Origin of the sequence: Okeania sp. (genome assembly GCF_035285525.1) — a bacterium.
In the GTDB taxonomy this organism is placed as follows: Bacteria; Cyanobacteriota; Cyanobacteriia; order Cyanobacteriales; family Microcoleaceae; genus Trichodesmium.
Genome location: NZ_JAYKGW010000065.1, coordinates 24,977 through 35,165, shown reverse-complemented (window position 1 = coordinate 35,165; position 10,189 = coordinate 24,977). Strand labels below are relative to the sequence as shown.

Genomic DNA, 10,189 nt, shown 5'->3' with positions numbered 1-10,189 from the left:
TTTAACTGAGAAACCCGCCCCTACTTGGTTTATATCATATCATTGGGGGCGGGTTTATCTAAAAATTAGATGAGTTGTTAATTTAACTGAGAAACCCGCCCCTACTGTTGATAAAAAATGCTGTAGGGGCGGGTTTGAACAGAGATTTCCCTGCTGACTCTCAGACTTATGTAAACCCGCCCTAACCTCAACGAAACCTATGCTTATTGCACCCGTTCCCTGTTCCCTATACCCTTTCCCTTCCTTACTAATCATGTTTTTTGAGCTTTATTTCAGAATACTCAGGAACTTCTCCTATCAGTTCACTTAATCCTTCTGACATAGCTTTCGGGTGCATAAATAATACCTTAGAATTGGTACTTTCACTTAATTTCTGATTAGTTTCTAAATATCTCTCAGCAATTAGAAACTGCAAAAACTCAGGACTGTCTGGACGCAAATTTAAAGTTTTAGCAAGAAGTTCTATAGACTCTGCTTGTCCTCTAGCTCTCGCAATAGCAGCTTGCTTCTCACCTTCTGCTTGTTCAATCTTTGCTTGTTTTTCACTTAAAGCTACCCTTTGCGACTCCATTGCTGCTTTCACTTTTTCAGGATAAATGATATTTTGAATCTCCACACGAATTATTTTTATTCCCCAACTAGCAGTTGCGTTATCTAGCTTCTTCAGTAAAGCTTTATCAATTTGGTCTTTTGTAGACAAAACTTCTTGCATAGGTAAGCTAGCAATTTCAGAACGGAGAGAAGTTAAAACAATATTATTAATGGCATTTTGTACATCTTCAATTGCATAATACGCTCTTTCCATTTCCATGATTTGCCAGTAAACTACTGCATCTACCTCTATAGTTAAATTATCGTTAGTAATAACTGACTGAGGGGGAATATCCAAAACCCGTTCACGAATTGTATCAACATAAGCTATTTTTTCTACCAAGGGTAAGACTAAGCGCAGTCCTGGTCTAAGAGTACGCCTATATTTACCTAAGCGTTCGACTAGAGCTTCATCCCCTTGACCAATAACTTTTATAGAGGAATTAACTGTATAACCAACAATTGCAGTTGCTATTAAGGCGACAAGATATTGGAGCATAATATTTTAGACTTTATAAATTAAGTTAGTTGTTTTAATAGTAGCACTCTCTTGCAATAATCCTATTTTATATCATGTCTAATTAGGGTTTGCTGAAAAAGTCTGGTTGTGAAGGTAGGGAGTAGGGAGTAGGGAGTAAACCCACCCCTAACCCCGACCGTGGAGGGGAAGTTAAGAGGAATCAGGAGTTGAGTGAGGATGTACTTGTAAAAATTATCCTCTACCCAAGTCTTACCCAGATACTCACTTTTTCACTCTGATAATATAAGGTGAAAATCTGGTACTTTTTCACGATCTCAAAAGCCTAAAACCTTTACCAGTAAATGCTTTTATATTTAATTAGCCAGCCCTGATTAGGGTTTGCTGAAAAAGTATTTTTAAGGAGATGGGGTGATAGGGTGATGGGGTGATGGGGGGTAATTTTGTTCCCAACTCTTCCCAAAAATATCCTCCTTACCTAAAAAGGTACTTACCTTTCCTTTATATATCAAATTTTTCAGACTTTTTCAGCAAGCCCTAATTAGTTTTCTATATTTCTCTATTTCCATTTGACAATCTCCTATTAGCAGTTTGCTCTACAAATCCCATTTTTCTTTTGGTTTACAGACCAAACCCTGACAATAAAATTGTGTAAAATACAGCATTTTTAGGTCAATAAAATGATAACCCGGTAAGGACGTTCTATGGAACATCCCTACCTATTTTTTTACTTCTCATTAAAATCATAGGTAATAATGAACTAATACTAAATAGTTAATTTCTCAAGAATCAACTCCCACCTATAAAAATATGAAAGATTTTTTAAAATATACTTTTGCTAGTATAGTTGGCAGCATACTAGGAATTAGTCTAACGATCGGCTTTGGATTTAGCGGATTAATATTTTTAGTTGTTTCTATCGCCAGCAAAGCTAAAGATATAGGTCCACAAGTTAAAGATAAATCAATTTTGGTCTTTGACTTGGCTACAAGTATTACAGATACTCGGCCTGTTTCTTCGACTGGGGAAGCACTCCAAGAAGCTTTATCGAGTAATGAATTTACAACTATTACCCTTCGCAAAGTAATTAATTCCTTAGATGCTGCTGCTAAAGATGACAAAATAATCGGGATTTATATTAAAGGTAGTAATACTCCAGGAGCAATGGGGTTAGCAAATCTACAAGAGGTGCGTCAAGCACTGGAACGGTTTGGAGAAACTGGCAAAACGATTATTGCTTATGATATGGACTGGACCGAAAGAGAATATTATCTAGCTTCTGTCGCTGATGAAATTTTGATTCATCCTTTAGGTGTTGTAGAATTTAATGGTTTAAGCTCTGAGATTACATTCTTGACTGGAGCGTTCGATAAATTTGGCATCGGAGTTCAGGTAACGAGGGTGGGTAAATATAAGTCTGCGGTTGAACCTTATACCCTAGAAAAAATGAGTCCAGAAAACCGACAACAAACTCTCCAACTCTTACAGAATATTTGGAGTCAATATTTACAAACAATTGCTAAAAGTCGTAATTTAACACAACAAAAGTTACAGGCGATCACTAATAATCAGGGTATCTTGCTGGCAAATACCAGTTTAGAAAATAAGTTGGTAGATAGAGTAGCTTACCACGATGAGGTACTGACAAAATTTAAAGAAATAACTGGGAAAAAAAAGGATGACAAAACTTTCACCCAAATCAGTCTCGCTAACTATAGCAATGTACCAAGAGTTACCGAAACTCTCAGTAGAGACCTTAAAAGTAACAATAAGATTGCCGTAGTTTATGCTGAAGGAGAAATAGTTAATGGTATTGGTAGTGCTAGACAGATAGGAGGCGATCGCCTAGGGCAGGAATTACGAAAACTACGATTTGATGAAGATGTTAAGGCAGTGGTATTGCGAGTCAATAGTCCGGGAGGCAGTGCTTCAGCATCAGAAGTTATTGGTAGGGAAGTGAAATTAATTAGTGAATCAAAACCTGTCATTGTTTCTATGGGTAATGTAGCTGCTTCTGGTGGATATTGGATTTCGATGAATGCAGACCAAATAATTGCGCAAACAAATACTATTACTGGTTCCATCGGGGTGTTTGGTGTATTGTTTAATGTACAGGAACTAGCTAATGAAAATGGTATTACTTGGGATGTGGTAAAAGTTGGAAAGTTTGCCGATTTGAATACTACTTCTCGTCCGAAAACGGAAGCAGAGTTAACTTTGATTCAAAAGATGGTGGATGCGATTTACGAGCGGTTTATTACCAATGTCGCCACTGGTCGTAATTTATCAAAGACAAAAGTAGCAGAAATTGCTCAAGGTAGAGTTTGGTCTGGTGCTAATGCTCAAAAGTTAGGTTTAGTAGATGAAATTGGTGGAATCGAAACTGCGATTAAAATTGCTGCCGAAAAAGCAGAACTGGGAGATAGTTGGACAGTAGAGGAATATCCCAAGTCTTCTAGTTTAGAGCAAAAGATTTTCCGCAGTCTTTCTGGTGTGGAAGTCGATATTTCTCATAATTCTATGGATCCGTTAACGGCAGAATTTAAAAAATTGCAGGAGGAGTTAGCTAGTTTGAGAGCGATGAACGATCCTTATGGGATTTATACTCGTTTACCGTTTAATTTGAGAATGGATAATAGTAAATTTTGGTAACACAATCTTCCAGGTTGTTACAGCAAACGAAGGCTGTGTTACAAAAGTTAAGCTGTAGCTGTAATGGATAATAGTAAATTTTGATAACACAATCTTCCAGGTTGTTACAGCAAACGAAGGCTGTGTTACAAAAGTTGATATGAGCTAACTATTCAGGTAGTGTTATTTGATCGATAGCTTTTTCTAGCTCTGGGGAGACGTTAAGTTGATTACTCCAGTGCTTCAGGTAGTTATATAATTCAGTTCATTCCTCTTAGGTTTAAGAACACCCAAAATATCACGCCATTGTTTCTCGGATTGATTTTTGGTAAGTTTATACAACCTTAATTTCTGCAAAATTATATCTTCAGCAGAAGCGATATAGATAGTGTTATTTGTAGAAAATAGTTGTACTTGTTTCCGGTGTGACATTGCTGACAAGTCAAAATCATTATTATGGTTAATAGGATAAATATCAGCCTTGATAACTGATGCTGTGTGAATAACATTAAAGCTATTAGTACGAACCCTCATAACATCATCTATAACAATCTCGCTTACATAAAATTCTCTTGATAAAACTGCTATTAATTATTGTACTTTTTCTGGTTCTAAAATAACTACAATATCAGCATCTGCTGTTTGCCTCCGTTCTCCCCATAAAGAACTAGCAAGACCACCCCCTAAATAGTAAAGGATATTCAAATTATCGAATATTTAACCAAGGGTTACGGCTAAATCTATTTCAGAAGCAACCATAAAATCTATATCAACAAGTTTATTTATTGCACAATACTCTTTCCCAAGTTTTAAGTTTATTTACTTTCTTTTTAGTTGTGTATTAGTGATATTATTGTCCTGTTTACATAAATTCCACCATATTTGTTGTGACTGAATAGATGCTCTGTGAGCTTGCATTATTCTCGTTTCAATAGAGAGGTTGCTTATCAGGTTAAAAAATATTAGTTCGGCTTCAATTTTTGTATCTTCTGCTTGAGTTCTATATACCATTGTTTTTACTAGCTGAATTTTTAAGATTTTTCAACAGGTTGAGTAGAACCTACTATCTGGTGTATATCGTGTTAAGATTACCGAATAATTAATAATTGTTCATGGCTTTATTGCTGAACTAATCACATATCTACTAACCGCCCACCAACTTGAGGATATACTTCCTGAGAATTTGCGATTTTTTTTCATGAAGGATTTCTGAATAGCTATACAAGTTTTGCTGATAACTGATAACTGAAAAAGCTGATTATCCATCTTTTTTGACAGCACTTTCATGCCAATCTTTCAATAGAAAATGTGACAAAAATGTAAACAAAACAAAAATAACGATTCCTAAACCAGTTGTTAAAAATAAAGCAGCAAACATTCTTGGTATTTGCAAATTATAACTCGACATTAAAATCTGATAAGCAATGCCAGAACGAGAACCTCCTGTACCTGCAACAAACTCAGCAACAACTGCCCCAATTAATGCTAAACCACCACTAATTTTTAACCCTCCTAAAAAATAAGGTAAAGCACTAGGAAATCTCAAATAAATTAGAGTTTGCCAACGAGAAGCTCCATATAATTTAAACATATCGCTTAAATTTTTATCAACACTATTTAATCCCAAAGTTGTATTAGAAATAATTGGAAAAAATGCGACAATCCAAGCACAAAGAATTAATGCAGCAAAAGTATTATCTCTGAGCCAAATAATAATTAAAGGAGCGATCGCTACAATAGGAGTAGTTTGCAAAATTACTGCATAAGGAAATAAACTTCTTTCAATCAATTTATTCTGAGCAAATAACATAGAAATTAATACCCCAGAAGTTACTGCTACTGCTAAAGCAACCACTGTAATTCTAATAGTAATTAGCAAAGATGTAGATAATGAGTTCCATTCCTGAATCATTGTCTTAATTACTAATATTGGTCCTGGCAATAAATAAGGAGGAATATTCATCACCCGCACTAAAACTTCCCATGTAAGTAATACAATAATTCCTAAAATTACAGGAGCAATTATATCAAGAGAAAATAGCTGATTTAAGATTTTATTTTTTGGTTTTATTGGTATTAATTGTTGTTTCTGATTTTTGGTAATAATATTCGGCATAATCTAAAACTTTATTATTGTTACCCTATTCAACGCAAGGAACTGCGAAATTCAGCAATAAGACTGTCATCTCAGTTATGAGTAAAAAGAAAGATATCAAATTTTAATATAGCAAATTTATGGTAACTTAAGCATTTAGCACTCAGGTATTTATTTTAGTTTGAGATCAAAGCTTGACTGTGTTGAAGTAAATTGAATCTTACGATCAAAGCCGACTTTAAAGCTTATGTTCATTTAAAGCCATTTTAAAGTTTAGACATGATTTTGAAGGTTAATAGCTGTTTGCGCAGCATTCCGTAGGAAATGCTTACATAGTAATAGTATCTGAACTGTATTGAATTATAGGGAACAAGGAACAGGGAAAAGAGGGTCATTGCAGTTATCAGTTATCATTACCTTTGGCTAAAGCCAAAAGTTTGAGACCTTATTTTTTGGTCAACAGAATATGTAATTAATTTGGCTGATAAACTTAAAATTTTTTAAATTTTTTCCTGTTCTTCTTTGCTCCTGAATTATACCTAACTAAATAGTTTTTTTTTCAAATAGACTAATAAATTTTATCTATATTTCCCAGAAAGTATCTATCTGATTATGTAGAAGTATAATAACCCTAAAAAAAATTAGTTCAGCCAAATTATTTTGATAAAAGTTTTTTACGGGTAGACCAAACTATGAATGTTTTATATGATGTCCTTGCTCTAGTGGACGACACAGCTAAAACTGTGCATTAAGAAGTAGGGGAGAAAGATTATTGTTGGGTTACTCCTGCACAGAAGCAAGCTACGTCCCATGCTGCGCAACCCTAACGGGAACAACAAGGGCCTACACTTATTGCACCATTAATGTGTCAGTCTATTAGGGACTAATTTAACTTAAACAGAAACAGACCCAAACAAGAAACCAGATTTATTTCTTTGATTATTAGACTTTTTGCTGAAGTTGAGAATAACCAATAAGAAATAGAGTATTAGTAAGAAATTTTCTCGAAAAATTTATGAAAAAAAAATGTTTTACTTTTACTTTTGCCAAAGGTTTATTGTTTTTTAAATGACGAAATTTCCGCCAATAAATCTAGTTTCTGCCTAAGTCTTATTAAAATTTAATTTCAAGCCGAAAAAACAAATGACTTTATCTTTAAAACAATTAACCTTATATTTCTCTCTATTGTCCATTGGTAGTGCCACAGGATGGTTGGGTCATCATTATGTCACAGCTAAAAAATTGACTATAGACCCTGATGTAATACCTGTAGTCAAAGAACGAACACAAGCATCTACTCCAACTTTTGCAGATGGCCTAGCTTCTTCTACCAACTATAATTTTATTGCCAAAGCAGTGAAAAAAGTAGGTCCATCAGTCGTCCGTATTGATGCATCTAAAAAGTTAACAACTCAAGTTCCAGAAGCTTTAAATAATCCTCTCTTGAAACGTTTCTTTGGGGAAAATTTGCCTGTTCCAGAAGAAAAAATTAAGCGTGGTACAGGATCTGGGATAATTATTAGTTCTGATGGTCGTTTAATTACCAATGCTCATGTAGTTGATGGAGCAGATACAGTTAAAGTGACATTAAAAGATGGCCGGGAATTTGATGGTATGGTCAAAGCGGTGGACTCACTAACCGATATAGCAGTAATTAAAATTGAGGCCACAGATTTACCAGAGGTGCCCATTGGCAACTCAGAAGAATTAATTCCCGGACAATGGGCGATCGCTATTGGCAATCCTCTGGGTTTGGATAATACTGTAACAGTGGGAATTATTAGTGCTATAGATCGTACCAGTTCCCAAGTAGGTGTTGCGGATAAACGAGTCCGGTTTATTCAGACAGATGCAGCAATTAATCCAGGCAACTCTGGTGGGCCACTTTTGAATGCTCAAGGTGAAGTAATTGGAATTAATACAGCTATTAGAGCAAATGCCCAAGGATTAGGGTTTGCGATTCCGATAGAAACTGCAAAAAGAGTTGCTGATGAATTATTTTTGCATGGGAAAGCAGAACATCCATTTTTAGGTATTTCTATGGTTGATTTAACTCCTGAAGTCAAGAATGAAATTAATAGACAATTACAAATAAGAATTAACCATAATCAAGGTGTGGTAATTAAGCGAGTTATAGAAAATTCTCCAGCAGAAAAGGCTGGTTTACGTCAGGGAGATGTCATTAATAAAGTCGGGGGAGTAACTGTAACAAGTCCAACAGAAGTTCAACAAGAAGTAGAAAAAAGTTTAGTAGGGGAAAGTTTAGCAGTGGAGGTAATTCGTAATCGCAGAATTGCTGAATTTTTGGTCAAACCTGATACTTTTCCCCAGTCAATTGATAATTAATAATTAATAATTAATAATTAATAATTAATAATTAATAATTAATAACTAAAATTATAGGGTTTTCAAATAATATCTAAATCTAGACACAGTTGATTCTTGTTTTATGTCTAGAATAAACATCTTCTCTAATAAAAATAGTAAGTAGGTTTTGTGGTAAAGTTTAATCTTTATTGTTTATGAATCCTGGGATTCTGGATTCTGGATTCTGGATTCTGATTATAGGGTTTTCAAATAATATCTAAATCTAGACACAGTTGATTCTTATTTTATGTCTAGAATAAACATCCTGCTAATAAAAATAGTAAGTAGGTTTTATGGTAAAGTTTAATCTTTATTGTTTATGAATCCTGGAATTCTGAATTCTGGATTCTGGATTCTGAATTATGATAACTGATAACTGATAACTGAAATGACAACTATTAGAACTAGCTCCCAGTTAGAATTAACATTAACAGAAATAGCAGGAACAATATTTTCTATCACAGGTAACGATACTTTTATTCTGACAGCAACTAATGGTCAAAACTACTTTGTTGACCTGATCAATGAACTTAATACTTCAATCTTAGGTTTAGAAGTTGGTCAGTTAGTTAGACTAACAGGTTTTATTACCATAGAAGATAACCGACTTAACCTAATTAATACAATTCTAATTGATGAAAATGGTATAATACCGCCAGCACCAATAGTTGGTCTACAAACTATCTCTGGAACTGTTGGTTTTGTAGTTAATGATAATCAATTTATTCTCAATTCTAACGGTCAAATATACTTTATTAATTTATTAGATGAATTTAATGCCATAGCATTAGATTTACAACCAAATCAACCTATTGCAATTTCTGGTTTTGTCACCTTAGAAAATAGTAGAATTGATGTTAATGGTTCTAGCATTGTAGATGGTGTAAATATTCCCACTCAACCTCCTTTTCTCCCCGATGGAAAATTTCCACCCGGTTCAATTATTGGTAATAATAATTCTCAATTTATTCAAGGTAGTCTTAGTAACGATACCGTTTTTGGTCTAGGTGGTAATGATACTATTGATGGTCAGGCAGCTAATGATAGTCTGTTTGGTAATTCTGGGAGTGATAGTATTTTTGGGGGAATAGATGATGATACCATTTTTGGCAATGTCGGAATAGATACTATTGATGGACAAGAAGGTAATGATAGTATTCTGGGCAATGAGGATAGTGATATTGTGGACGGTGGTGAAGGCAATGATACTATCCAGGGAAATGAAGGTAGTGATGAAATAGATGGAGGTGGTGGTGATGATAGTCTCCTGGGTAATATAGACAGTGATAGCATTTTTGGGAATTTTGGTAATGATACTATTTTCGGCAATGAAGATAGGGATAGTTTAGCAGGTGGGATCGGGAACGATATTATCTTTGGTAACGATGGCAATGATACTATTTTCGGCAATGAAGATAATGATAGTATTTTGGGCAACAAAGATAATGACCGTTTGGAAGGTAATTTAGGTAGCGATACTATTCGTGGGGGAAAAGGTAGCGATATTGTTGATGGTGGTTTGGATTTAGATTTTATCCTTGGAGATTTGGGTAATGATGAGTTGAGTGGAGGAGCGGGTGATGATTCAATATTTGGTGGCAAAGATGATGATTCGATATTTGGTGATGCGGGGAATGATACTCTCAGTGGAGACCTGAATGATGATACTATTTTTGGGAATTTGGGTGACGATTTTATTATTGGTGCAGGTCGTGAGTCTGGAGAAAATGAAATTGACTTTTTGACTGGTAATGCAGGAACTGATACCTTTGTTTTGGGTAATAGTAATGTGGCGTTTTATAGTTTTGCTGGTAGTAGTGATTATGCGATAATTACTGATTTGAATAATTTAGAAAATGATAGGATTCTTGCATTTGGTGGTGAGGGAGTTGTTCTCGGACCTGCTTCTGTTAGTACGGGTCAAGGTACAGGAATTTTTGTGGGTGGAGATTTAATTGCTATTGTATTTGGGGTGACAGAACTAGAGATTCAAAGTGGATTGATTTTGATTTAGAGAATATTGATTT

The 10,189-nt window shown here is 34.7% G+C and carries 7 protein-coding genes; 3 read left to right on the top strand and 4 right to left on the bottom strand.

Annotated features, from left to right (window positions below; genetic code table 11):
- Nucleotides 1–247: 247 nt before the first annotated feature.
- Nucleotides 248–1,090, bottom strand: coding sequence for an SPFH domain-containing protein (locus VKJ25_RS06810; RefSeq protein WP_324235873.1), 843 nt, complete (start codon nt 1,088–1,090; stop codon nt 248–250).
- Between the two features lie 789 nt (nt 1,091–1,879).
- Here VKJ25_RS06810 and sppA point away from each other — a divergent pair.
- Nucleotides 1,880–3,721 (top strand): signal peptide peptidase SppA, encoded by a 1,842-nt coding sequence (sppA, locus tag VKJ25_RS06805; protein ID WP_324235872.1) that lies wholly within the window; start codon nt 1,880–1,882, stop codon nt 3,719–3,721.
- Between the two features lie 222 nt (nt 3,722–3,943).
- Here the strand turns inward: sppA and VKJ25_RS06800 are convergent, their stop codons facing one another.
- The 3 genes from VKJ25_RS06800 to VKJ25_RS06790 all read right to left on the bottom strand — a co-directional run bounded on the left by VKJ25_RS06800 (nt 3,944) and on the right by VKJ25_RS06790 (nt 5,816).
- Nucleotides 3,944–4,234 (bottom strand): hypothetical protein, encoded by a 291-nt coding sequence (locus VKJ25_RS06800; protein WP_324235871.1) that lies wholly within the window; start codon nt 4,232–4,234, stop codon nt 3,944–3,946.
- Between the two features lie 285 nt (nt 4,235–4,519).
- Nucleotides 4,520–4,711, bottom strand: coding sequence for a hypothetical protein (locus tag VKJ25_RS06795; protein ID WP_324235870.1), 192 nt, complete (start codon nt 4,709–4,711; stop codon nt 4,520–4,522).
- Nucleotides 4,712–4,958: 247 nt separating this feature from the next.
- The gene (locus VKJ25_RS06790; RefSeq protein WP_324235869.1) at nt 4,959–5,816 is read right to left on the bottom strand and encodes an ABC transporter permease; all 858 of its coding nucleotides are present in this window, start codon (nt 5,814–5,816) and stop codon (nt 4,959–4,961) included.
- A gap of 1,122 nt (nt 5,817–6,938) precedes the next feature.
- Between VKJ25_RS06790 and VKJ25_RS06785 the strand changes: the two genes are divergently transcribed.
- Both VKJ25_RS06785 and VKJ25_RS06780 read left to right on the top strand, forming a co-directional pair.
- Complete coding sequence (locus VKJ25_RS06785) at nt 6,939–8,141, top strand: HhoA/HhoB/HtrA family serine endopeptidase (protein ID WP_324235868.1); 1,203 nt, start codon at nt 6,939–6,941, stop codon at nt 8,139–8,141.
- 409 nt (nt 8,142–8,550) lie between these two features.
- A complete protein-coding gene (locus VKJ25_RS06780; RefSeq protein ID WP_324235867.1) occupies nt 8,551–10,176 on the top strand; it encodes a calcium-binding protein in 1,626 nt (541 codons plus the stop codon).
- Nucleotides 10,177–10,189: the final 13 nt, after the last annotated feature.